The sequence below is a fragment of the Bradyrhizobium sp. YR681 genome (assembly GCF_000282615.1).
Lineage (GTDB): Bacteria > Pseudomonadota > Alphaproteobacteria > Rhizobiales > Xanthobacteraceae > Bradyrhizobium.
Genome location: NZ_AKIY01000101.1, coordinates 1 through 21,778, shown reverse-complemented (window position 1 = coordinate 21,778; position 21,778 = coordinate 1). Strand labels below are relative to the sequence as shown.

General features: G+C 65.1%; 21 protein-coding genes. 8 read left to right on the top strand and 13 right to left on the bottom strand.

Going from position 1 to position 21,778, the window contains the following annotated elements; genetic code table 11:
- The 4 genes from PMI42_RS10710 to PMI42_RS10695 form a co-directional block, all read right to left on the bottom strand.
- Nucleotides 1-881, bottom strand: an 881-nt coding sequence (locus tag PMI42_RS10710) for a methionine ABC transporter ATP-binding protein (protein ID WP_035965196.1), incomplete at its 3' end; no start/stop codon positions are given.
- A gap of 237 nt (nt 882-1,118) precedes the next feature.
- A complete protein-coding gene (locus PMI42_RS10705) occupies nt 1,119-2,594 on the bottom strand; it encodes a DASS family sodium-coupled anion symporter (protein ID WP_008133498.1) in 1,476 nt (491 codons plus the stop codon).
- A gap of 114 nt (nt 2,595-2,708) precedes the next feature.
- On the bottom strand, nt 2,709-3,515 hold the full coding sequence (locus PMI42_RS10700; protein WP_008133497.1) for an enoyl-CoA hydratase/isomerase family protein: 807 nt from the start codon (nt 3,513-3,515) through the stop codon (nt 2,709-2,711).
- A gap of 36 nt (nt 3,516-3,551) precedes the next feature.
- Nucleotides 3,552-4,310, bottom strand: a complete 759-nt coding sequence (locus tag PMI42_RS10695) for a PA4824 family protein (protein ID WP_008133496.1) — start codon at nt 4,308-4,310, stop codon at nt 3,552-3,554.
- Between the two features lie 62 nt (nt 4,311-4,372).
- On the opposite strand from PMI42_RS10695, the gene nthA reads away from it, so the two are divergent.
- From nthA to PMI42_RS10680, 3 genes are read left to right on the top strand one after another with little or no spacing between them, the layout of a single operon-like run.
- Complete coding sequence (nthA, locus tag PMI42_RS10690; RefSeq protein ID WP_008133495.1) at nt 4,373-4,999, top strand: nitrile hydratase subunit alpha; 627 nt, start codon at nt 4,373-4,375, stop codon at nt 4,997-4,999.
- A complete protein-coding gene (gene nthB, locus PMI42_RS10685) occupies nt 4,996-5,655 on the top strand; it encodes a nitrile hydratase subunit beta (protein ID WP_008133494.1) in 660 nt (219 codons plus the stop codon). Before nthA ends, nthB begins: the two co-directional genes overlap by 4 nt.
- Nucleotides 5,652-6,032: a nitrile hydratase accessory protein gene (locus PMI42_RS10680; RefSeq protein WP_035965187.1), complete on the top strand. Its 381-nt coding sequence runs from the start codon at nt 5,652-5,654 to the stop codon at nt 6,030-6,032. The genes nthB and PMI42_RS10680 overlap by 4 nt, the downstream gene beginning before the upstream one ends.
- A 130-nt stretch (nt 6,033-6,162) precedes the next feature.
- Here the strand turns inward: PMI42_RS10680 and queC are convergent, their stop codons facing one another.
- Nucleotides 6,163-6,879, bottom strand: a complete 717-nt coding sequence (gene queC, locus PMI42_RS10675; protein WP_008133492.1) for a 7-cyano-7-deazaguanine synthase QueC — start codon at nt 6,877-6,879, stop codon at nt 6,163-6,165.
- 126 nt (nt 6,880-7,005) lie between these two features.
- On the opposite strand from queC, the gene mazG reads away from it, so the two are divergent.
- Together mazG and PMI42_RS10665 are read left to right on the top strand one after the other, a co-directional pair.
- A complete protein-coding gene (gene mazG, locus PMI42_RS10670; protein WP_008133491.1) occupies nt 7,006-7,860 on the top strand; it encodes a nucleoside triphosphate pyrophosphohydrolase in 855 nt (284 codons plus the stop codon).
- A 138-nt stretch (nt 7,861-7,998) separates the two neighbouring features.
- Nucleotides 7,999-8,826 (top strand): hypothetical protein, encoded by an 828-nt coding sequence (locus PMI42_RS10665; RefSeq protein ID WP_008133490.1) that lies wholly within the window; start codon nt 7,999-8,001, stop codon nt 8,824-8,826.
- Between the two features lie 41 nt (nt 8,827-8,867).
- On the opposite strand, the gene hflX is transcribed toward PMI42_RS10665, so the two are convergent.
- The 4 genes from hflX to PMI42_RS10645 form a co-directional block, all read right to left on the bottom strand.
- On the bottom strand, nt 8,868-10,247 hold the full coding sequence (gene hflX / locus PMI42_RS10660) for a GTPase HflX (protein WP_008133489.1): 1,380 nt from the start codon (nt 10,245-10,247) through the stop codon (nt 8,868-8,870).
- Nucleotides 10,248-10,258: 11 nt separating this feature from the next.
- Nucleotides 10,259-10,507: an RNA chaperone Hfq gene (gene hfq / locus PMI42_RS10655; RefSeq protein ID WP_007591126.1), complete on the bottom strand. Its 249-nt coding sequence runs from the start codon at nt 10,505-10,507 to the stop codon at nt 10,259-10,261.
- A gap of 250 nt (nt 10,508-10,757) precedes the next feature.
- Nucleotides 10,758-12,128: a nitrogen assimilation response regulator NtrX gene (gene ntrX, locus PMI42_RS10650; RefSeq protein ID WP_008133479.1), complete on the bottom strand. Its 1,371-nt coding sequence runs from the start codon at nt 12,126-12,128 to the stop codon at nt 10,758-10,760.
- Nucleotides 12,129-12,145: 17 nt separating this feature from the next.
- A complete protein-coding gene (locus tag PMI42_RS10645; RefSeq protein WP_008133475.1) occupies nt 12,146-14,584 on the bottom strand; it encodes a sensor histidine kinase NtrY-like in 2,439 nt (812 codons plus the stop codon).
- A gap of 176 nt (nt 14,585-14,760) precedes the next feature.
- On the opposite strand from PMI42_RS10645, the gene PMI42_RS40005 reads away from it, so the two are divergent.
- The gene (locus PMI42_RS40005) at nt 14,761-14,901 is read left to right on the top strand and encodes a hypothetical protein (protein ID WP_193376331.1); all 141 of its coding nucleotides are present in this window, start codon (nt 14,761-14,763) and stop codon (nt 14,899-14,901) included.
- A 163-nt stretch (nt 14,902-15,064) separates the two neighbouring features.
- On the opposite strand, the gene ntrC is transcribed toward PMI42_RS40005, so the two are convergent.
- Genes ntrC through dusB form a run of 3 tightly spaced genes read right to left on the bottom strand, consistent with a single transcriptional unit; the run spans nt 15,065 to nt 18,690 of the window.
- Nucleotides 15,065-16,507, bottom strand: a complete 1,443-nt coding sequence (ntrC, locus tag PMI42_RS10640; RefSeq protein ID WP_008133472.1) for a nitrogen regulation protein NR(I) — start codon at nt 16,505-16,507, stop codon at nt 15,065-15,067.
- Nucleotides 16,508-16,516: 9 nt separating this feature from the next.
- On the bottom strand, nt 16,517-17,692 hold the full coding sequence (locus PMI42_RS10635) for a two-component system sensor histidine kinase NtrB (RefSeq protein WP_008133470.1): 1,176 nt from the start codon (nt 17,690-17,692) through the stop codon (nt 16,517-16,519).
- On the bottom strand, nt 17,689-18,690 hold the full coding sequence (dusB, locus tag PMI42_RS10630) for a tRNA dihydrouridine synthase DusB (protein WP_193376330.1): 1,002 nt from the start codon (nt 18,688-18,690) through the stop codon (nt 17,689-17,691). Before dusB ends, PMI42_RS10635 begins: the two co-directional genes overlap by 4 nt.
- 273 nt (nt 18,691-18,963) lie before the next feature.
- Here dusB and PMI42_RS10625 point away from each other — a divergent pair, with 273 nt between their 5' ends.
- Nucleotides 18,964-20,145: a bifunctional 2-C-methyl-D-erythritol 4-phosphate cytidylyltransferase/2-C-methyl-D-erythritol 2,4-cyclodiphosphate synthase gene (locus PMI42_RS10625; RefSeq protein WP_008133465.1), complete on the top strand. Its 1,182-nt coding sequence runs from the start codon at nt 18,964-18,966 to the stop codon at nt 20,143-20,145.
- 3 nt (nt 20,146-20,148) lie between these two features.
- Nucleotides 20,149-20,757, top strand: a complete 609-nt coding sequence (locus PMI42_RS10620) for a CinA family protein (protein WP_008133463.1) — start codon at nt 20,149-20,151, stop codon at nt 20,755-20,757.
- A gap of 7 nt (nt 20,758-20,764) precedes the next feature.
- Here PMI42_RS10620 and PMI42_RS10615 read toward each other — a convergent pair whose 3' ends face one another.
- Complete coding sequence (locus PMI42_RS10615; RefSeq protein ID WP_008133462.1) at nt 20,765-21,544, bottom strand: mechanosensitive ion channel family protein; 780 nt, start codon at nt 21,542-21,544, stop codon at nt 20,765-20,767.
- Nucleotides 21,545-21,778 lie beyond the last annotated feature (234 nt).

Here is a 21,778-nt window from a genome sequence, read left to right as displayed (position 1 = left end):
GCCGCCACGATCCGGCTCGCCAGCGACACCGGCAGGCTGTCGCCGATCACCTCGGCGAGGAAGGACTGCGTGATCGGATGTCTTGGATGGGTGAAGATGTCGGCGACATGGCCGCTCTCCACGACATGGCCGGCATCGAGCACGACGACTTCCCTGGCGAGCTGGCGCACCACGGACATTTCGTGGGTGATCAGCACGATGGTCACGCCCAGCTCGCGGTTGATGTTGGCGAGCAGATCGAGGATGGCGCGCGTGGTCTGCGGATCGAGCGCCGAGGTCGCCTCGTCCGACAGCAGCACGCTCGGCCGCGTCGCCAGCGCGCGGGCAATGCCGACGCGCTGCTTCTGGCCGCCGGACAGCTCCGACGGATAGCGGTCATGCTTGTCGGCGATGCCGACCAGCGCGAGCAGCTCGGCCACACGGGTCCTGATGTCGGCCTTGGCCCAGCCGGCGATCTCGAGCGGCAGCGCGATGTTGGCGGCCGCCGTGCGCGAGGACAGCAGGTTGAAGTGCTGGAAGATCATGCCGATCGATCGCTGCGCCAGCCGCAACTCGCGCCCTGCGAGCGCGGAGATGTCGCGGCCGTCGACGATCACGCGGCCCGTGGTCGGCTTCTCCAGCCCGTTGATCAGGCGGACCAGGCTCGACTTGCCGGCGCCGGAGCGGCCGATCACGCCGGTGATCGAGCCGCGCGGAATCGCGAAATCGATGTCCTCGAGCGCATTGACGCCCGGCTTGCCGCGATAGGCCGGGTAGGTTTTCGAGATGCCTTCGAAGCGGACCATGGCGTCCGGTTCTGGGGCGGGCGAAATCGCTGGGGGCGGCGCGATCGGCTGTCCGATGGCAAGCGATTGGTGAACGTTCATGGAAACGGCCTTCATGCAGAATAATTCGCCCGCCTGCCCGAAAAGGCAAACGAGACCCGGGTCGCATCAGCGACTGGAGGTGAAGCAGCGGCAAACCGCTCGGCGGGGAGCGCGCTGCACCGCAGCACGCACCATCGCCTTTTCCGGTCTTTCTTGCAATTTCAGATATTTCGGAGGGGCTAGATGAAGTTTTCCCAATCCCTCCAAGGAGAAGAAAATTCCTCCGCCGCGGGTATCAGCCTCCGGCCCGGCTCACCGGACCATCTGCAACCAGGGCAGCACGATCAGCAGCAGGCCCGCGAAATAGAGCACCCCGAAGATCAGTCCAAAGCCCCAGAACTGGCCCTTCCCGATATAGCCGCTGCCGAAATACATCGGCGCCGGGCCGGTCGCGTAAGGCGAGATCACGCCCATCAGGCCGAGCGAATACATGCAGAGCATCGCGAGCGTCGTAACCGGCAGGCCGGGGATGCCGGAGCCGACGGCGAGCACCACAGGCAGCACGGCGGCCGCATGCGAGGTGATGCTCGAGAAGAAATAGTGGATCCAGAAGAACAGCGCGACCAGCAGCAGCATCGCCGTCGACGGCGACAGCCCCGCGAGCGGTTTGGCGTATTCGGTCGCAAACCATTTGATGAAGCCGATCTCGTTCAGGCCCGAGGCGAGCGTCAGGAGCGAGGTGAAATAGAAGAACACCTCCCAGGCGCTCTTCTCGCTGACGATGTCGGCGAACTCGATCACGCCGGTGACCAGCATCAGCGAGATCACGATGAAGACCACGGTGGTGGCGTTGACGAAGTTCGAACCGAGCACGGGCACGTGGATGTCCGGGCTCGAGCCCGCGATCCACAGGAACATCGCGAGGATGATCAGGGCCAGCATGATCCACTCGTTGCGCGACATCGGGCCCATCTCCGTAAGCTGCCGCGCCGCCCATTCGGAGATTTCGGGGCTGTGCTTCACCTCGGGCCGGCAGATCGCGTAGCTGAGCAGCGGCACGAGGATCATCAGGAGGATGCCGAGCGGCGCAAAGCCGATGAACCACTGGCCCCAGCTGACATCGACCCCGACGGTCTTCTTGGCGATCGCCAGCGCCGCCGCATTGGGCGCGAGCGCGGTGAAGAACAGCGAGCTCGTGATCGCGGTTGCCGCGAACGCGGTCCACATCACATAAGTCCCGATCTTGCCGGCGGTCGGCCCGGGCTCGGAGCCGTAGATGCGCGGGATGTTGCTGATGATGGGATAGACGATGCCGCCGCTGCGCGCGGTGTTGGAGGGCGTTGCCGGCGCCAGCAGGAAGTCCGACATCGCCACCGCATAGCCGAGGCCGAGCGTGTTGCGGCCGAGCTTCTGCACCAGCACGAGCGCGATGCGCCGGCCGAGCTGGCTCTTGCGATAGCCGATCGAGAACACGAAGGCGCCGACGATCAGCCACACCGTGCTCTCGGCAAAGCCCGCCAGCATCCAGCGCAGCGACTTGCCGGGATCGGGATCGATATAGCCGGCGACGCCCGCGACCGTGAGCCCGATGAAGCCGACCGCGCCGACCGGCATCGATTCCAGGATGAGCCCGGTGATGACGGCCGCGAACACGGCAAAATAGTGCCACTGATTGACGTTGAGCCCCGACGGCACCGGCCACAGATAGATCGCCAGCCACACCACCAGCGGTGCGATCAGCTTCCAGCGAAATCCTTTTGCCTCAGGCGCCTGCGAGCTAGCGGCCATGAGCCCTCCCCCTCGATTGTCGTCGCATCCTGCCGCCCGTTGGCCGGGCCGTTCTTGTCCCAGCGCGGCGTATACGGATTGTCCACGGCGCGATCAATGGCCTGACGTCAAGTTCTACCGCCCCTTGAAGCGGGGCTTGCGGCGGGCCAGGAAGGCTTCGACGCCCTCCTTGTGGTCTTCGGTGAGGCTCGCCAGCGCGAACTGGTCGACGTCCATGTGGCTTGCGAGATCGTCCAGCGCATGCGCGAGCCGGTTGACGGTCAGCTTCGTCATCGCAACCGACAGCGGCGGCTGGGCGGCAACCTTGCGGGCGAGCTCCATTGCGGCATCGAACGCATGGCCGGGGTCGGTCACCTCTTCCACCAGGCCCCATTCATAGGCCTCGTCCGCGCTGATGCGCTGGTCGGCCAGGATCACCGCCTGCTTGGTGCGGGCCGGTCCGATCAGGTGCAGCATGCGTGGGATGCTCTGCCAGCTCATGTTCATGCCGAGCCCGATCTCGGGCACGCGCAGATGCGCATCGCGCCCCATGACGCGGAAGTCGAGCGCCACGGCCAGGGCGACGCCGCCGCCGACGCAGAAGCCTTCGATGGCTGCGATCGTGATCTGCTCCATCTCCTGCCAGGCATGGGTGAGCCGCGGCCCGAGCTTGAGGTGCCGGCGCAGCGTGCCGAGGTCCATGTCCTTGCGCGCGCGTCCCTCGGCATCCTTGAGGTCGAAGCCGGCGCTGAAGGCGCTGCTGCTGCCGGTCAGAACGACGACGGAGGTCGTTGCGTCGTCTTCAAAACTGCGCGCCGCCGCCGTGAGCTGCCGCAGCGCCTCGGGCGACAGCGCGTTGATGCCGTCATTGCGGTCGAACCGCACGACCGCGATCCGCCCCTCGGGCCCATGACCTTTCTCGATCGTCACATACTCAGTCAAAGCAGGGCTCCCCGGTTCCTGTTGTTATGGGATCGCTCACAAATGTCCCGTGCGCCGGTGCTCCGGCTGGGCGCCCTCCACCGGAAACCGGATCGTGGTGCCGATGGTGATCCAGTTGGCGTTCTCGCCGGTGATGTTGTGGCCATAGATCACGTCGACGGAGAAGATCTCGTTCGGCCGGTAGCGGATTCCGGTCTGGAAACGGGGCTGCACCACGCTCGATAGTTCGGAGGCGCCGGCCTGCCCGTACCCCTCGATCGTCCATTGCAGGGTGTCGGTGAACTTCCAGTCGAAGCCGACGCCGTAGGTCAGGTAGTGGCGATCCACGGTGCGATCCCAGAGCCAGCCGCCATTGACGTTGATCCGCATGGTCTCGGACAGGCGGAAGGTCGCGGGGATGACGGCAAAGGCGGTCAGTGCCTCGCCGGTCGCCGCATCGAACGAGCCGCCGCCATAGGCCGACAAGCCCCACCGGCCGATCCCGGTCGGGATGAAATTGGTCTTGGCTTTCGGGGCCACCGTCGTGCTCCAGTCGCCGTCGCTGCGGGCCCGGATGGTCTGCAGGCTCAGCTCGATCGGCCTGAAGGGATCGACGACGCAGGAGGGATTGGCGACCGCGGAGAAATCCGTGTTGGTCGCCGCCGACATCCAGCTTTCGACCTTGCAGGAGCCGACGTCGGAGATATCGGCGGCATCCACCGCATAGGCGCCATTCGCGGCGCGCGCATCCTGTGCCGCCAGTGCGACAAGAGCCGCAATTGCGGCGGCTATTCCGGTTTGTGCAGCCCATCCCATGGCCCGATGTTAGCAGAGTCTTCGCCTCGACAAGGCCCGGATTCTGGGGCTATCTTCGAGCCATGAGTGAACATCATCACGACCACGATCACGACCATTCCGAGCTGTCGGAGACAGAGCTGCGCGTGCGCGCGCTCGAGACGATTTTGACCGAAAAGGGTTACGTCGAGCCCGCCGCGCTCGATGCCATCATCCAGGCCTACGAGACCAGGATCGGTCCGCACAACGGCGCCCGCGTCGTCGCCAAGGCCTGGACCGATCCGGCCTTCAAGACGGCGCTGCTGGAGGACGGCTCCAAGGCGATCGGCACGCTCGGCCATGTCAGCCGCGTCGGCGATCATCTCGTCGTGGTCGAGAATACGCCTGAGCGGCACAACATGGTCGTGTGCACGCTGTGCTCCTGCTACCCCTGGGAAATGCTGGGGCTGCCGCCGGTCTGGTACAAGGCCGCGCCCTACCGCTCGCGCGCGGTGAAGGACCCGCGCGGCGTGCTCGCCGATTTCGACGTCACGCTGCCCAAGGACATGGAAGTCCGCGTCTGGGACTCTACCGCCGAGACGCGCTTCCTGGTGCTGCCGATGCGCCCCGCGGGCACGGAAGGCTGGAGCGAGGAGCAGCTCGCCGAGCTCGTGACGCGCGATTCCATGATCGGCACCGGCTTTGCCAAGACGCCGGGAGCACCGTCGTGAACGGCGTCCACGACATGGGCGGCATGGACGGGTTCGGCAAGGTCGAGGCCGAGCCGAACGAGCCGATGTTTCACGAGGAGTGGGAATCGCGTGTGCTGGCGATGGTGCGCGCGATGGGGGCGGCCGGCGCCTTCAACATCGACACCTCGCGCTTCTATCGCGAGACGATCCCGCCGCACGTGTACCTGTCGAGCTCCTACTACAAGAAATGGTTTCTCGGGCTCGAGGAGATGCTGATCGAAAAGGGCTACCTCACAAGGGAGGAGGCCGCGGCCGGCCACGCCATGCAGCCCGGCAAGGCGCTCAAGCACGGCAAGTTCGATCTCGGCCAGGTCGAGCGCATCATGGTGCGCGGCAAGTTCGCCCGCCCTGCCCCGGCGCCGGCGAAGTTCAACATCGGCGACCGTGTGCGCGCAAAGAATATTCATCCCACGACCCATACGCGGCTGCCGCGCTATGTGCGCGGCCATGTCGGAGTGATCGAGCTGAACCACGGCTGCCACGTGTTTCCGGATTCGGCGGCGATGGAGCTCGGCGAAAATCCGCAATGGCTCTACACCGTCGTTTTCGAGGGCAGCGATCTCTGGGGCGCGGACGGCGATCCGACCTCGAAGGTGTCGATCGACGCGTTCGAGCCCTATCTGGACCCGGCGTGATGAGCAGCGGTGCTGCCGCCGCGACGGCGGCGATCCCGAGCATTCCGCGCGATGACGACGGCCCGGTGTTCCGTGCGCCATGGGAGGCGCACGCGTTTGCCATGGCCTTGACGTTGCATGACCGCGGCGTCTTCACCTGGCCGGAATGGGCGGCAGCTCTCGCCGATCAGATCAAGCGTGCGCAAGCCGCTGGCGATCCTGATACGGGCGAGACCTACTATCTGCACTGGCTCGCCACGCTGGAGGGGCTGGTCGCCAGCAAGGGCGTGGCCTCGATGGACACGCTGCATCGTTATCGGGATGCGTGGGATCACGCTGCGGATCGCACGCCGCACGGCAAGCCGATCGAGCTCAAGCCGGAAGATTTCGGGCGGTAATCGCCCAAACAACGCTGTCATTCCCCGCGAAGGCGGGGAATCCAGTACGCCGCGGCGTCTCTGCTCAAGCTCAGTCTCTGGGATACTGGATCGCCCGCCTTCGCGGGCGATGACAGCTGAAATTGAAGCGCTATTTGCGCCCCGCCGCGAACTCCCGCCACCCCTTCGCGCGCAGACTGCACGCCGGGCACTCGCCGCAGCCATAACCCCAATCATGCTGCGCGCCGCGTTCGCCGAGATAGCAGGTGTGGGATTGCTCGCGGATGAGATCGACCAGCCCCTCGCCGCCGAGGTCATGCGCCAGTTTCCACGTCGCTGCCTTGTCGATCCACATCAGGGGCGTGTGCAGCTCGAACTTCCTCGCCATGCCGAGTGAGAGCGCGGACTGCATGGCGCGGATGGTGTCGTCGCGGCAATCGGGATAGCCGGAATAATCGGTCTCGCACATGCCGCCGACGATGTGGGTGATGCCGCGCCGGTACGCCAGCGCCGCGGCGAAGGTCAGGAACACCAGATTGCGGCCGGGCACGAACGTATTCGGCAGGCCGTCGGCGCCCATCGCAATCGTGACGTCGCGGGTCAACGCCGTCTCGGATACCGCCGCCAGTGTCGGGATCGACAGCGTATGGCTCTCGCCGAGCTTTGCGGCCCAGTCCTTATGCAGGCCCTTGAGGCCGTCGAACAGCCGGTCGCGGCAGCCGAGCTCGACCGCGTGGCGCTGGCCGTAGTCGAACCCCAGTGTCTCCACGCGCGCGAAGCGGCTCAGCGCCCAGGCGAGGCAGGTGGTGGAATCCTGGCCGCCGGAGAACAGCACCAGCGCGGTCTCTTTTGAAAACTTGTCGCTCATGGCCCGCGCTTTAGCATTGCAGGCCCCGCTCGCCAATCGGTGGAAATCGGTCCGTTCCGCCGCGTCGCGCTGGGAACGGCGGGCCGCTTTTGGCATAAGGCTTGGGAGCCAGGAGACTGCCCCGCAATGACCCCTTCCCGCGACATTTCCCGCCTGATCGAGATCATGGCGGCGCTGCGCACGCCGGTGACCGGCTGCCCCTGGGACCTCGAGCAGAATTTTGCGACGATAGCGCCCTACACGATCGAGGAAGCCTATGAGGTGGTCGACGCCATCGACCGCAGCGATCTCGACGATCTGCGCGAAGAGCTCGGCGACCTCCTTCTGCAGGTGGTGTTCCACGCCCAGATGGCGTCGGAGCAGAACGCGTTCGAATTCGGCGACGTCGTCGAGGCCATCACGCGAAAAATGATCCGGCGTCACCCCCACGTCTTTGCCGACAAGGACGGCAACCTCGCCTCCTCCCACGTCAAGGAGGTCTGGGATCGCATCAAGGCCGAGGAGAAAGCCGAGCGCGCCGCGCGCCGGCCGCCGGAAGCAGCGCCGTCGCGCAAATCGCTGCTCGCGGGCGTGAAGGCCGGCCAGCCCGCGCTGACACGCGCGATGGAGCTGCAGCGAAAAGCGTCCACCGTCGGCTTCGACTGGAACGATCCACGGGCGGTGCTGCAAAAGATCCGCGAGGAAGCCGACGAGATCGAGGCGGCGCTGGATCGCAACGACAAGAAGCAGCTGGCGGAAGAGACCGGCGATCTGATGTTCGCACTGGTCAACCTCGCCCGCCACGTCGATGCCGATCCGGAAGCGGCGCTGCGTGCGACGAACGCAAAATTCGAGCGGCGCTTTGCGTTCATCGAACGGGCGCTTGAGGCACGGGGACAAACGCTGGAACAGGCATCACTGGCGGAGATGGATGCGCTGTGGAATGCGGCGAAGGGCGAAGAGAAGCCAACGGACGGGAGGCACGATCAAGTGCGCCGCTAGAGCGGTGGTCGACTCTGCCAACGCAGGGGACTACCCGGGATGCAACGAGAAAATGCACTGGATTTTCGATGCAATCTTGCGCATACTGCATCCTCCCCAGCCTTCTATCCATTTCGACTCCCACAACCAGGTCAAAGCATGAAATTGGCCGTCGTCTTGCGGGCGATTGCAATCGTCGTCGCACAGAGTCTCGTCGCGGGCACCCTATTTACCGCGCCGCTGCAAACGGCATTCGCGCAAGCCATGGATATGGAGCCGTTCCTCACGTTCTACAAAGACCCTCGGCCTGAGCGACTGAACGGGTTTTTTGAGAGATATGCAGCAGCAGCCACCGATTGGAACGCATTCCCGCCCACGGTTGGCTTCTATGCAGTTGTCTTTCGCAAATATCCGGATTGGATCGAACGGCTGATACCTGCGCGTCTTAACGCCAGAAGCGCGGATACGGTCGATGTCGCACTCAAGTTCGCAGGCAACGAGGACGCCAGGAAGAAACTAAAGCCCCGCCTCGATGAAGTGGGGCACGATCCATCGTTGCAGGTCGAACTCGCCGATCTGCCCTCGCAGTTGGCCGACATCCGCGTCATGCGGCCAACTCACCTCGACATTTGCTGGGGCGCATTCTTCGCAAGTGGTGACGAGCGGTACGTCCGAATGATCATTGAGTTCATGGCACAAACGGCCAATCGCTCCGAGCCCGTCGCGATCGATATCGTCGCGATCGTGCTTGCGATAACGGGCGGTCCGCGGGAGATACTTGGACAACTGAAACCGAAATACGGCGACGAGCCTGCACGTGAAATGGTGTTTGCTGCGACCGCCGCATGGGCCCTCGCCGACAACTCCCGGAACCATGAAAAAGTGGCCCGTGCCATGGACACGTATGTGTCGGGGCACCCAGGCACCCCTGCCTCGAAATTGCTGTCTGTACTGCTGCGGCGCCCCGCCGGCGCCCCCAAGCGGTAGTTGACGGAGATCCTCGATGTCGGGTGCGGTGCGCCCTGAGATCAAGCCACGCGCGGCACCGCGTCGAAGCGGTTGACCACGATATCCCGCTTGGTCTCGTCCACCCGCACCGTCATATCGAAGCGGCCGTCATGCAGCTCCTTGACCAGCACCTCGGAATTGCGGTGCAGCCAGGAAATGCCGGCGCCGTCGGCGGCGTCGATGGAGAGATCGAGCGTGGTGCGCTTGGCGGCGAGCCGTTCCTCGATCGCGGCGAGCAGCGCATCGACCCCCTCGCCTGTCACGGCGGAGACCAGCATGGCCGGATGATCCTCCGGCCGGCGCGCGGCGATGTTCAAAAGCTCCTCGCGCTGCTCGGCATCGTAACGATCGATCTTGTTCCAGACCTCGATGATGCGGCCGGAATCGTCGGGGTTGATGCCGAGCTGGCGCAGCACCGCGTCGACGTCACTCTGCTGGGCCTCGGCGTCCTCATGCGAGATGTCGCGGACATGCAGGATGACGTCGGCTTCCAGCACCTCTTCGAGCGTGGCGCGGAAGGCCGCGACCAGCTGGGTCGGCAAATTGGAGATGAAGCCGACGGTGTCGGACAGCATCGCCTTGCCGCCATGCGGCAAGGTGAGCGCGCGCAAGGTCGGGTCGAGGGTTGCGAACAGCATGTCGGCGGCCTGCACATCGGCGCGCGTGAGGCGGTTGAACAGCGTCGACTTGCCGGCATTGGTGTAGCCGACCAGCGCGACGACGCGATACGGCACGCGCTGGCGGCCGGCACGATGCAGCCGACGCGTCGCCTGCACCTTCTTCAGCTCGCCCTCGAGCTTGGAGATGCGTTCCTGGATCAGGCGGCGGTCGGCTTCGATCTGGGTCTCGCCGGGACCGCCCATGAAGCCGAAACCGCCGCGCTGGCGTTCCAGATGGGTCCAGGATCGCACGAGGCGCGAGCGCTGATAGTTGAGATGCGCGAGCTCGACCTGGAGCGAGCCTTCCTTGGTCTTGGCGCGGCGGCCGAAGATTTCCAGAATGAGCCCCGTGCGGTCGAGCACCTTGGCTTGCAGCTCCTTCTCGAGATTGCGCTGCTGGATCGGCGCCAGCGCGCAATCCATCACCACGAGCTCGGCATCGAGGCTCTTGGCCAGCGCGGCGATCTCCTCGACCTTGCCCTTGCCGATGTAAGTGGCCGGCCTGATCTGGCTGATCGGCGCGATGATGGCATCGGCGATAACGAGATCGATCGCACGCGCGAGGCCCGCGGCTTCATCGAGCCGGGCCTCCGCGTCACGTTGAACATGGCTTTCCGATTGCGCGTCGGCACTTCCCGCACGCGCCCGCAAATAGGGGCCGATGACCAGCACCCGCCCCGTTTGCTTAGCCCCGGCCGATCGCGGACGATCGGCCTCCCCGTCGAAATTCCGGGGTTCCAATCAGATCACTCTCAAGCCGGCTGATCCTCGCCGCCTTCGAACAACTGGATCGGAGCGCCCGGCATGATGGTCGAGATCGCATGCTTGTAGACGAGCTGCGAGTGACCGTCGCGCCGAAGCAGCAAACAGAAATTGTCGAACCAGGTCACGATGCCCTGGAGCTTCACTCCGTTGACCAGAAAGATCGTCAGTGGCGTTTTGGTTTTGCGAACGTGGTTGAGGAAGGTGTCCTGTAGGTTTTGTGCGCGGTCTGCCGCCATTGTTTTTTTCTCGCTTTGAGTTTCTTTTTATTTCGCCGGTTGCGACCCTCTTTTGAAAGTTTCGGGGCCTCTTCCGGTTGCTGCGCCTCATGAGATCCCCCTCGGAAGGCACAGCTGTTCGATTAGAAGACAGGTCGGGTTATTAGGCAAGCCGCTTCACGCGGCAGGCCACGTCCTATTGCCCCGAAAAACTACGGAAATCGATGATTTTCCTCGCTTATCCCTGACGCGTGTGTGCGACGTCGCGACCTCAGCCGACGCCAAGCGCCTTCAGTTTCCGGTGCAGTGCCGATCGTTCCATGCCAACAAACTCGGCCGTACGAGAAATATTTCCTGAAAAACGGCTGATCTGTGCAATCAAATAGTCGCGCTCGAACACCTCGCGCGCTTCGCGCAGCGGCAAGCCCATGATGTGCTCGCCATTGTTGCTGGTCGGCATCGCCGGCACCATGGAGCCGACATCCTGCGGCAGCATGTCGGCGGTGATGATCACCTCCGGCCCGCCCGCCGCCAGAATCATGACTCTCTCAACGTTATTGCGGAGCTGGCGCACATTGCCCGGCCAGACATGCGATTGCAGCACTGCCATCGCGTCCTGTCCGATCTGCCGCTTCGGCAGGCCGCTGCCGGCCGAGATCTGCTCCATGAAGTAGTCGATCAGTTCCGGAATGTCCTCGCGCCGCTCCGACAGCGCGGGCACGCGGATCGGCACCACCGAGAGCCGATGATAGAGATCCTCGCGGAAATGGCCGGCGGCGATCTCCTCTTCGAGATTGCGCGCGGTCGAGGAAATGATGCGGACGTCGACCTGCACCTTGGCGGTACCGCCGACGCGCTGGAACGACTGCTCGACCAGCACGCGCAGGATCTTGTTCTGGGTCTCGCGCGGCATGTCCGCGATTTCGTCGATGAACAGCGTGCCGCCATGGGCTTCCTCGAGCGCGCCGGGCTTGCGCGCCTGCTCGCCATTGGACAGCTCGACGCCGAACATCTCGTGCTCCATGCGCTCTGGCGTGATCGCGGCGGCATTGATCACGACGAAGGGGCCATCGGCGCGGCCCGAGGCCATATGCAGCGTGCGCGCGGTCAGCTCCTTGCCGGCACCGGCAGGGCCGACGATCAGGATGCGGCTGTTGGCCTTGGCCGCGCGATCGATGGTCTGGCGCAGCTGGTTCATGCTGGGCGAGCGGCCGACCAGCGAGCTTGCGCTCGGTGCGAGCTGCTTCAGCTCCTTGACCTCGCGCTTGAGCCGCGAGTTCTCCAGCGCTCGGGTGGCGACCAGGATCAGCCGGTCGGCCTTGAACGGCTTTTCGATGAAGTCATAGGCGCCGCGCTTGATCGCCGCGACCGCGGTCTCGATGTTGCCGTGGCCGGAGATCATCACCACCGGCAGGTCGGCATTGTCCTTCTTGACCTGCTCCAGCAGCTGCAGGCCGTCGAGCTTGGAGCCCTGGAGCCAGATGTCGAGGAACACCAGATGCGGCCGCCGATTGGCGATCTCGGCGAGCGCCGTATCGCTGTCGCGTGCGGTTCGGGTGACGAAACCCTCGTCTTCGAGAATGCCCGCAACGAGATCCCGAATATCGGCCTCATCATCGACAATCAGAATTTCACTTGCCATGGGTCGCGCCTGTCTTGTCAGATGCCTGTTGAGGCTTCGATCTTTGTTGAATCATTGGTCTTTTCTTCCGGCTCTTTGGTTCCGGAGGCCGGTTGTTTTGTTTCCGCGACCTCGACGGATTGCCCGGTCGATTCCCTGGCGATATCCGCATCCTTCGCCGGATCCTTGACCGTTTCCGTGGCGGTTTCCTTGACAGTCCCGGCAGCGGCCGGTGCCGCTTCGCTCCCCTCGCTCTTCGCGGGAGCGCCGGAGATCGCAAAACGCATCCGCATCCAGGCGCCGCGCTGGCCCTCGCGGAAGTCGGAGGCATCCTTCAGCTCGATGCGGCCGCCATGGTCTTCCAGCACGCGGCCGACGATCGCAAGCCCAAGGCCGGTGCCCTTGGCGCGCGTCGTCACATAGGGCTCCAGCAGCCGCGAGCGCGCCACCTTGGGCAAGCCGATCCCGTTGTCGACGACGTCGATCAGCACATCCTCGCCCTCGCGTGACACCACAACGTCGATGCGACCCTTGCCGAGCTCTTCGGCCGGGACCTGCTCGATCGCCTCGGTGGCGTTCTTGACGATGTTGGTGACCGCCTGCGAGATCAGCCGCCGGTCGAACTGGGCGCGCAGCGGATCGTCCCTGAACTCGGCCTCGATATCGATCTCGGGATGGGCGACCTTCATCAGGAACACCGCCTGCCGCACGGTGTCGGCGACGTCCTCGCCCTCCATCACGGGCTTCGGCATCCGCGCAAAGCGCGAGAATTCGTCGACCATGCGCCTGATGTCGTCGACCTGGCGCACGATGGTGTCGGTGCACTGCTCGAAGATCTGCTTGTCCTTGGCCTCGGTGATGTCCTTGCCGAACTTGCGGCGGATGCGCTCGGCGGAGAGCTGGATCGGCGTCAGCGGGTTCTTGATCTCGTGGGCGATGCGGCGGGCGACGTCGCCCCAGGCCGAGGTGCGCTGTGCCGAGACCAGCTCGGTGATGTCGTCGAGCGTGATGATGTAGCTGTCGTGCGGCTGGTTCTTCTCGGCGCTGACGCGGACCGAGAGGTTGCGCTCGGCGCCGTCGCGCGTGATCGTGATCTGGCCCTGCACCAGGCGCTGGGTGCCTTCCCGCGCCGTCTTCATCATCTCGTCGAGCTCGGGCAGCACGTCCGAGAGCGCATGGCCGAGCGTCTCCGCCTCGGAGTGCCCGATCAGCTTCTCGGCGGAGCGGTTGAGGATGCCGACGCTGCCCGAGGTGTCGACGCCAATGATGCCGGCACTCGCCGAGGACAGCACGGCCTCGATGAAGCGGCGGCGGCTGTCGATCAGGTCGCTGGCATTGACGAGCTCGTCGCGCTGGCTGCGCAATTCCAGCGTCATCTTGTTGAAAGTCTCGCCCAGCTGGGCGAGATCGCCTTCCGACTGATGCACCGGCACCTTCACGTTGAGGTCGCCGGTCGAGACCGTGTGGGCCGCGTTCATCAGCCGCCGGATCGGCGAGACCAGCGAGTTGGCGAAGTTCAGCCCGATCAGCACCGAGGCCATCAGAATGGTCAGCGCGATCACCGCGAACATCAGCGCGAAGGCGACCTGGATGCCGAGCCGCCGCGACTCGATCTGGGCATATTCGGCGACGCTGAGCTCGGTCTGCTTGAGCTGGTTGACCACGTTCGGATCGAGCGGACGCGCGACGTACAGGAACGTGTCGTTGAAGGCGCGCAGGCGGATCACGGCCGCGACGAAGCTCGCATCCGGCAGCACCGCGATCTCGGGCTCGTTTTCGTTGACGTTGCTGAGGAAGTCCGGCGCCGGCGGCGAATAGGCCAGCCGCATGCCGGTGTCGGCGGATTCCAGGATGTTGGTGTTCTTGTCGATGATCATCGCGCCCGGCAGATTGCGGGAGCTGGCGCTGCCGGTCAGCAGCTCGCGGAACGAGCGGCGATCCTGGTCGTAAAGCGGCCTTGCATGGGCGATGTCGTTGGCCATGCCGAGAATGTCGCCGCGGATCAGCTGCGCATGGTCCTGCATGTAGGCCCGCGCGATGTTCAGCGAATTCTGGATCACTTCCTTGGTCGGCCCCGAGAACAGCCGGTCGAGGCCACGCTCGAGGGTGACGTTGGCGACCACGGAGACCAGCACCGCCGGCAGCACCGCCACGATCGAGAACAGGCTGACGATCTGGACATGCAGGCGTGCCGCCGCCCGGCCCCGTCGCCGCGCCAGGATCAGCTGCCAGAGCTCGCGGACGATGATTCCGACCAGCAGCAGGATCGTGCCCGCATTGATCAGGTAGAACGAGCGGACCACCTCGGGCGTCGGATCGATCCGCGTGAGGCCCGTCAGGACCAGGAAGGTCAGGAGGCCGGAGAGCAGCGCCAGCGCCACGGCAAAGGGCGCCAGCCAGCGTCGCGGCGACCAGCGTCGCGGCTCTTCGGCTGGGGCCGTGTCAAAGGATGCGGCCGAGGTGTCTGCGCTGGTCATTCCGGCAATGGGGTGCTGAAAACTGGGTCCGCGATGGGCGGATACTGATGTATTCGTACCACATTGTTGCCAAATTGCGACAATTCCGCGGCGCTCCCGCCGCGGCCGACCGGCGCATCCACAGGGGATGCCGGGGTCAGCGGGAACGGAATCGGGCCCTTCCGGCTTGCCCCGGCATGGATAGGTTCTTTCTCGCGATGATGGTTTCGGCCGTGCTGCTGCTGATCGTGGCCTCTGACCTCCTGGTCAACGGCCCTGGCATGCAGGCACCTTCTGACGTGGCCATGCTGCCGGCATCGACCCGACTGATCAGATAGGCGCGACGCCGCGCCGCGCGGCCCGACGTCGATTTTGAAGGGACCGGCGGAACATTCCGGGCCGATTCGGACTTCTGCTCTCCGCGTCAGCCATCAAGGCCAGCGCGATTCGGACAGGCTCAGCTCCGCTTTGGTAGGGGGAGCTGAGCCACCGTCCGGAAACCTAGCCCCCGCTCCTGTACACCTGGATATCCAGATCCCGGATCTTCTTCCGCAGCGTGTTGCGGTTGAGGCCGAGCAGATCGGCGGCGCGGATCTGGTTGCCGCGGGTGGCGGCCAGCGCGGCCGTGAGCAAGGGCACCTCGATCTCCTTGAGGATGCGGTGATAGAGGCCCGGCGGCGGCACGCCGTTCGGGAAGCCCTGGAAGTGCGAGGACAGATACGCCTCCACGGCGCCGCCGAGATTGTCGACGCCCTGCTGGACCGCGGCTCCGGGGCTCACCGTGGGCGGCGCCAGTTCGCCGTCGATGACGGAGCCCGTGATCACGTCCTGCGGATAGAGCGCAGCCAGACGCCGGGCGAGGTTTTCCAGCTCGCGCACGTTTCCGGGCCAGCGGTGCTGCTTCATCCGCTCCAGCGCCAGTGTGTCGAGCTTCTTCGGCGGCAGACCGTCCTTCTCGGCCAGCGTGAAGAAGTGACGGACCAGATCCGGCAAATCCTCGATGCGCTCGCGCAAGGGAGGCAGCCGCAGCGGCACGACGTTGAGGCGGAAGAACAGATCTTCGCGGAACAGCCCCTGCTGGATCAGCACGCGCAGATCCTTGTTGGAGGCCGCCACGATGCGCACGTCGGTCTTGATCGGGGTGCGGCCGCCGACGGTGGTGTATTCGCCCTGCTGCAGGACGCGCAGCAGACGGGTCTGCGCCTCCATCGGCATGTCGCCGATTTCGTCGAGGAACAGCGTGCCGCCCTCGGCCTGCTCGAACCGGCCGGAGGCGCGGGTGTTGGCACCGGTGAAGGCGCCGCGCTCGTGGCCGAACAGCTCGGACTCGATGAGGTCGCGCGGGATCGCCGCCATGTTGACCGCGACGAACGGGCCGTTGCGGCGCTTGCCGTAATCGTGCAGCGCGCGCGCCACCAGCTCCTTGCCGGTGCCGGACTCGCCCGTGATCATCACGGTGAGGTCGGTCTGCATCAGCCGCGCCAGCACGCGGTAGATTTCCTGCATCGCCGGCGAACGGCCGACCAGCGGGATCGCCTCCATCTCGGCGTCCTCGTCAGGCGTCGAGACCCGCTCCTTGGGCTCGGCCAGCGCACGACCGACGATGGCGATCAGCTCCTTCAGGTCGAAGGGCTTTGGCAGATATTCGTAGGCCCCGCGCTCGGAGGCGCGGATCGCCGTCATGAACGTGTTCTGCGCGCTCATGACGATGACGGGCAAATTCGGCCGCATCTTCTTGATCCGCGGCAGCAGGTCGAAGGCGTTTTCGTCCGGCATCACCACGTCGGTGATCACCAGATCGCCCTCGCCCTGACTGACCCAGCGCCACAGCGTTGCGGCATTGCCGGTGAGCCGGACTTCATAGCCGGCGCGGGACAGCGCCTGATTGAGAACCGTGCGGATGGCGGTGTCGTCATCTGCAACAAGAATGCTACCTGCGGGCATTGTTAATCCTCATTTTGCCCCCTGAGATGCAGACGACGACTTCCCGGCAGAGCCGTCGCGACTGCTGTGATCGGCATGTTTCACCGATGTGGAATACATCGGCATCAGCACGCGGAAGGTGGTCTTGCGCGGCTGAGACTCGCATTCGATGATGCCCCCGTGATCGCCGATGATCTTGGCGACCAGAGCAAGACCGAGGCCAGAGCCGGTCTGCTTGGTGGTCACGAAGGGATCGAACAGGTTCGGCAGAAGGTCGTCCGGCACGCCTGGTCCATTGTCCCTCACGCAGAATTCGAGCGGCAGGGATACCCGGGATTTTTGACCGGGGACTGACAGGCGCACGCCGGGGCGGAACGCGGTGGTGAGCTGGATCTCGGCGTCGGGAACGTCGATCAGCGCTTCGGCGGCGTTCTTCACGAGGTTGAGGAACACCTGGATCAGCTGGTCCTGGTTCGCCAGCACCGGCGGCAGCGAGGGATCGTAATCCTCGATGAAGCGGATGTTGCGGGCAAAGCCGGACTGCGCCAGCCGCTTCACATGGTCCAGCACCGAATGGATGTTGACGGGGCCGCGCACCACGGGGCGTTCGTCGCCGAACACCTCCATGCGGTCGACCAGCGTCACGATGCGGTCGGCCTCGTCGCAGATCAGCCGCGTCAGCATGCGGTCTTCGGAGGACGCCTGCTGCTCCAGCAATTGCGCTGCGCCGCGGATGCCCGAGAGCGGATTCTTGATCTCATGCGCGAGCATGGCTGCTAGCGCTATCACCGAGCGCGCAGCGCTGCGGTGGGTGAGCTGGCGGTCCATCTTGTCGGCGATGGAGCGCTCCTGGAGCATCACCACGATGTGGCCGGGCCGCTCGGTGAGCGGGGCGACGTGGAGATCGACCTGGCGGTCGCCGCCCATGCGCGGCGTGCCGAGATCGACCTTGTATTCGTTGACCGGCGAATTCGATGAGCGCACCTGGTCGATCAGCGCCAGCAAGGGGCTGCCGAACGGCACCAGCTCTTTCAGCGACTGCCGCTTCAGGAACTGCGTCGAAATATCGAAGAAGGCTTCGGTGGCGATGTTGGCGGCGACGATCTTGCCGTCCGGCCCGATCATGAGCACGGGATTGGGCAACGCGTCCAAAATCGCGTCGCTGTCGGACGGAAGCGGCCGACGATGTTCAGCAGCTGAGCTCATGCAGCAGCGCTCCATGCGAAGTCGTCGAAGGCATCTTGCAGTGAATGGTGAACGAGACGCGGATCTTCGGAGGTCAGAATCGTCTGGCGCCAGGCTTTCAGCTTCTCAGCCGGCGCACGGCTCGTGTCGGCAGCGACGTCGAGCGCCCAGCCGAGATGCTTGCGCGCATGCTTGAGGCCGACGCGCAGGCCGTAGAGCGCGCAGACGCCCTCATAGAGCGTGCGGACGTAATGCAGCTGCGTTGCGAGCGAGGGCGTGGCTTCCGCCGCCCCGCCCTTGAGGCGGCGGCCGATCTCGCCGGGCAGCCACGGCTGGCCGTTCGCGCCGCGGCCGATCATCACGGCATCCGCGCCCGATGCTTCGAGGGCCGCGAGCGCCTTCTCGAAAGACGTGATGTCGCCATTGACGACGAGCGGAATGGTGATGGCCTCGCGCACGGCGCGGATCGCATCCCAATCGGCCTCGCCCTTGTAGAACTGGCAGCGGGTGCGGCCATGCACCGTGACGAGCTTGATGCCCGATGCTTCCGCGCGCCGCGCCAGTTCCGGCGCATTGCGGCTGCGGTCGTCCCAGCCGAGCCGCATCTTCAGCGTCACCGGCACTTTCACCACTGCGATCGTCGCATCGATCAGGCTGACGGCATGGTCGAGATCGCGCATCAGCGCCGAGCCGGACTGGCCGCCGGTGACGTGACGTGCCGGACAGCCCATATTGATATCGATGATGTCGGCGCCTTCGGCCTCCGCGATCCGCGCGCCTTCGGCCATCCAGTGTGTCTCGCAGCCGGCGAGCTGCACCACATGCGGGCCGACGCCGGTCGCTTCGCAGCGCAACCGCGACATCCGGTGGCCATTGGCGAGCTCATCGCTGGCGGTCATTTCGGAGACGACAAGACCCGCGCCGAGCTCGGCGGCCAGCCGGCGAACGGGCGAGTCCGTCACTCCCGACATCGGCGCCAGGAAGACCGGGGTGGCAACTTCAATGTCGCCTATTTTCAAGGGCTTGGAGCCTGATCCTGCCGGGCCGGTCACAGTGGTCTCGTCAACTAGGCAGGGCCTCATCGCGCCTGCCTGACCTATCTTGCGCACAATTCTTGTGCAGTCAAGCGTCATGCCTACACTTTAACCAGTTCTGCAAATCTTTCAAGTGCAGTGCAGCAAATTGCTGTTTCCCACAATCCGGGGAAACCCCCTTTTTTTGCGGGCCTGCCGTGCTAGAGGCATGCCGGCAATCACCCCTCCCCCGACTCCTCAACTGAGTATTTGAGTCCTATGGCGAAATCACAGCGCACCGCAGTCGTTCTCGTCGCGGCCGGACGCGGCCTGCGCGCCGGCGCCGGTGGTCCCAAGCAATATCGGACGATCGGCGGCGTGCCCGTGATCTATCGCGCCATGGAAGCCTTCAGCGGCCATCCCGATGTCTTCGCCGTGCAGCCCGTGGTGAACCCCGACGACAGCGCCATGTTCACGGCAGCGGTCGCAGGCTTGAAGCACGAGGCGCCGACCGGTGGCGGTGCCACGCGCCAGGCTTCGGTGCTCGCCGGTCTCGAGGCGCTCGCCAGCCATAAGCCCGATATCGTGCTGATCCACGACGCTGCCCGTCCCTTCGTCTCCGCAGGCGTGATCTCGCGCGCCATCGATGCGGCCAGCCGCACGGGCGCGGCGATCCCGGTCGTGCCTGTGACCGACACCATCAAGGTCGCCGGCGCGAGCGGCGATGTCGAGGGCACGCCGGACCGCGCGCGTTTGCGGATCGCGCAGACGCCGCAATCCTTTCGTTTCGACGTCATCCTCGAGGCGCATCGTCGTGCGGCCAAGGACGGGCGCAGCGATTTCACCGACGATGCCGCGATTGCCGAATGGGCGGGATTGACGGTTGCAACCTTTGAAGGCGATGTTGCCAATATGAAGCTCACCACCCCCGAGGATTTTGTGCGCGAGGAAGCGCGCCTGGCTGCCCAGCTCGGCGACATCAGGACCGGCACGGGCTATGACGTGCATGCCTTCGGCGAAGGCGACCATCTCATGCTTTGCGGCGTCCGCGTGCCGCATACCAAGGGGTTTCTGGCGCATTCCGACGGCGATGTCGGCCTGCATGCACTGGTGGATGCCATCCTCGGCGCGCTGGCTGACGGCGACATCGGCTCGCACTTCCCGCCGAGCGATGCCAAGTGGAAGGGCGCCTCCTCCGACCAGTTTTTGAAATACGCCATCGAGCGCGTGACGCAGCGCGGCGGCCGCATCGCCAATCTCGAAGTCACCATGATCTGCGAGCGGCCGAAGATCGGCCCCTTGCGCGACACCATGCGCGCCCGCATCGCCGAAATCTCCGGCGTCGACATCTCCCGCGTCGCGGTGAAGGCGACGACCAGCGAGCGGCTCGGCTTCACCGGCCGCGAGGAAGGCATCGCGGCCACCGCGAGCGCCACCATCCGCCTTCCCTGGGGTGTCTAGGCCATGGCCGGCAGCGACGCACGCGCCCTCTCCCGCTCGCTGCTCGACCTGTGCCGGATGCGCAAGCTGACGATCGCCACGGCTGAATCCTGCACCGGCGGGCTCGTCGCCGGCGCGCTGACCGACATCCCCGGCTCTTCTGACGTGATCGATCGCGGCTTCGTCACCTATTCAAACGATGCCAAGCGCGCGATGTTAGGGGTCGAGGCCTCTACGCTCACCAATTTCGGCGCCGTCAGCAAGGAGACTGCGATGGCGATGGCAATCGGCGCGCTGGAGCGGGCCGGCGTCGATCTCGCGGTGGCCATCACCGGCATTGCGGGCCCCGGCGGCGCCACCCCCGGCAAGCCGGTCGGTCTCGTCCATTTCGCCGTCGCCGCGCGCGACGGCCGCATCGTCCATCGCGAGCATCGTTTCGGCGCGATCGGCCGCACGGCCGTCCGCCAGCGCTCCGTGGTCGAGGCCCTGCGCATGCTGATGGATCTGGCGCGCGGCCCAGCCCAGACCAAGCCGCGCCGCGCCGCCGCCGCAACGCGCCTGCGTCCCCGCGTGACCCGCACGCCGCGCCGGCATGCCGTCAAGCGCCGGCCACCGCGGTCGCCGCGGGGCTGAAAAAGCTCTATGCGGCCGCAAGCAACGCGCTGGCATGATCGAGCACACGCTGCTTCACCGCATCGGCGTCGGACGGCTTGACCTTCGCGCTCACCGCCAGTTCCACGACCGCAGCGCTGGGATCAGCGGCATCGATCACCTTCGAGACGTTGACGGCGGGGGCGGCCTGCTCGTCGATGCGGGGATCATTGCGCAACTCCTTCAGGATCTGATCGGCCAGCGCATTGGCCATCCCGGCCCTGACCGGAAAAGTCACCTTGACCTCACCCGTGCCGGGATAGGCGCTGCGATTGATGATGGCGGCGCCCCAGACCTGTCCGTTCGGCAGCAGGATCTGCGTGTTGTTCGACGCGATCAATTCGGTTATGAACAGAGATAGCGACTTCACTTTCCCCGCCTTGCCGCCGATCTCGACATCGTCACCGATATGGAAGGGGCGAAACAACAGCAGCATTACGCCGGCGGCAAGATTGGAGAGCGTACCCTGCAACGCCAGGCCAATGGCAAGCGATGTCGCGCCCAGCACGGTGACGAGACTTGCGGTCTGAATGCCAAAGAGCTGGAGCACGGCGATGCCGACGACCGCGAGCACGCCATAGCGCGTGACGCTGGAGACGAACAAGGTCACCAGCGGATCGATCCGATGGCCGACGTTCAGCACGCGTGTGACGAAGCGCTGCATCGCGCCGGACAGATACCAGCCGATCGCCAGGAGCAGGATCGCGTAGATCGCGTTCAGCCCGTACAGCACGAGCGAGGCTTTCAACGTGTCGAAATTGATGGTCATGAGATCTCCAGCGCGGACGATCGGTACAGAACTCGCGGCGGCGCAAAATGATCCCTCCGAGCGTCGATGGAACACTGCCCCGCGAAGCCACCAGACCTTGCGTTGCCCGACGGGCAAAACACACAAATGACGGGTCAACGCGCCCGCACGAAAATATTCCACTTTACCGAAATTCGGCTTTCGCGTATTCATGTGCCACCTCATCCCGGTCAAAGGGGCGTATCGCGATCGTCA

Excerpts from the sequence above, each read along its gene's own strand:
- PMI42_RS10705 (WP_008133498.1), bottom strand. The coding sequence starts at position 2,594 with ATGGCCGCTAGCTCGCAGGCGCCTGAGGCAAAAGGATTTCGCTGGAAG.
- PMI42_RS10695 (WP_008133496.1), bottom strand. The coding sequence starts at position 4,310 with ATGGGATGGGCTGCACAAACCGGAATAGCCGCCGCAATTGCGGCTCTT.
- nthA (WP_008133495.1), top strand. The coding sequence starts at position 4,373 with ATGAGTGAACATCATCACGACCACGATCACGACCATTCCGAGCTGTCG.
- queC (WP_008133492.1), bottom strand. The coding sequence starts at position 6,879 with ATGAGCGACAAGTTTTCAAAAGAGACCGCGCTGGTGCTGTTCTCCGGC.
- mazG (WP_008133491.1), top strand. The coding sequence starts at position 7,006 with ATGACCCCTTCCCGCGACATTTCCCGCCTGATCGAGATCATGGCGGCG.
- PMI42_RS10665 (WP_008133490.1), top strand. The coding sequence starts at position 7,999 with ATGAAATTGGCCGTCGTCTTGCGGGCGATTGCAATCGTCGTCGCACAG.
- hfq (WP_007591126.1), bottom strand. The coding sequence starts at position 10,507 with ATGGCGGCAGACCGCGCACAAAACCTACAGGACACCTTCCTCAACCAC.
- ntrX (WP_008133479.1), bottom strand. The coding sequence starts at position 12,128 with ATGGCAAGTGAAATTCTGATTGTCGATGATGAGGCCGATATTCGGGAT.
- PMI42_RS10645 (WP_008133475.1), bottom strand. The coding sequence starts at position 14,584 with ATGACCAGCGCAGACACCTCGGCCGCATCCTTTGACACGGCCCCAGCC.
- PMI42_RS40005 (WP_193376331.1), top strand. The coding sequence starts at position 14,761 with ATGGATAGGTTCTTTCTCGCGATGATGGTTTCGGCCGTGCTGCTGCTG.
- ntrC (WP_008133472.1), bottom strand. The coding sequence starts at position 16,507 with ATGCCCGCAGGTAGCATTCTTGTTGCAGATGACGACACCGCCATCCGC.
- PMI42_RS10635 (WP_008133470.1), bottom strand. The coding sequence starts at position 17,692 with ATGAGCTCAGCTGCTGAACATCGTCGGCCGCTTCCGTCCGACAGCGAC.
- PMI42_RS10625 (WP_008133465.1), top strand. The coding sequence starts at position 18,964 with ATGGCGAAATCACAGCGCACCGCAGTCGTTCTCGTCGCGGCCGGACGC.
- PMI42_RS10620 (WP_008133463.1), top strand. The coding sequence starts at position 20,149 with ATGGCCGGCAGCGACGCACGCGCCCTCTCCCGCTCGCTGCTCGACCTG.
- PMI42_RS10615 (WP_008133462.1), bottom strand. The coding sequence starts at position 21,544 with ATGACCATCAATTTCGACACGTTGAAAGCCTCGCTCGTGCTGTACGGG.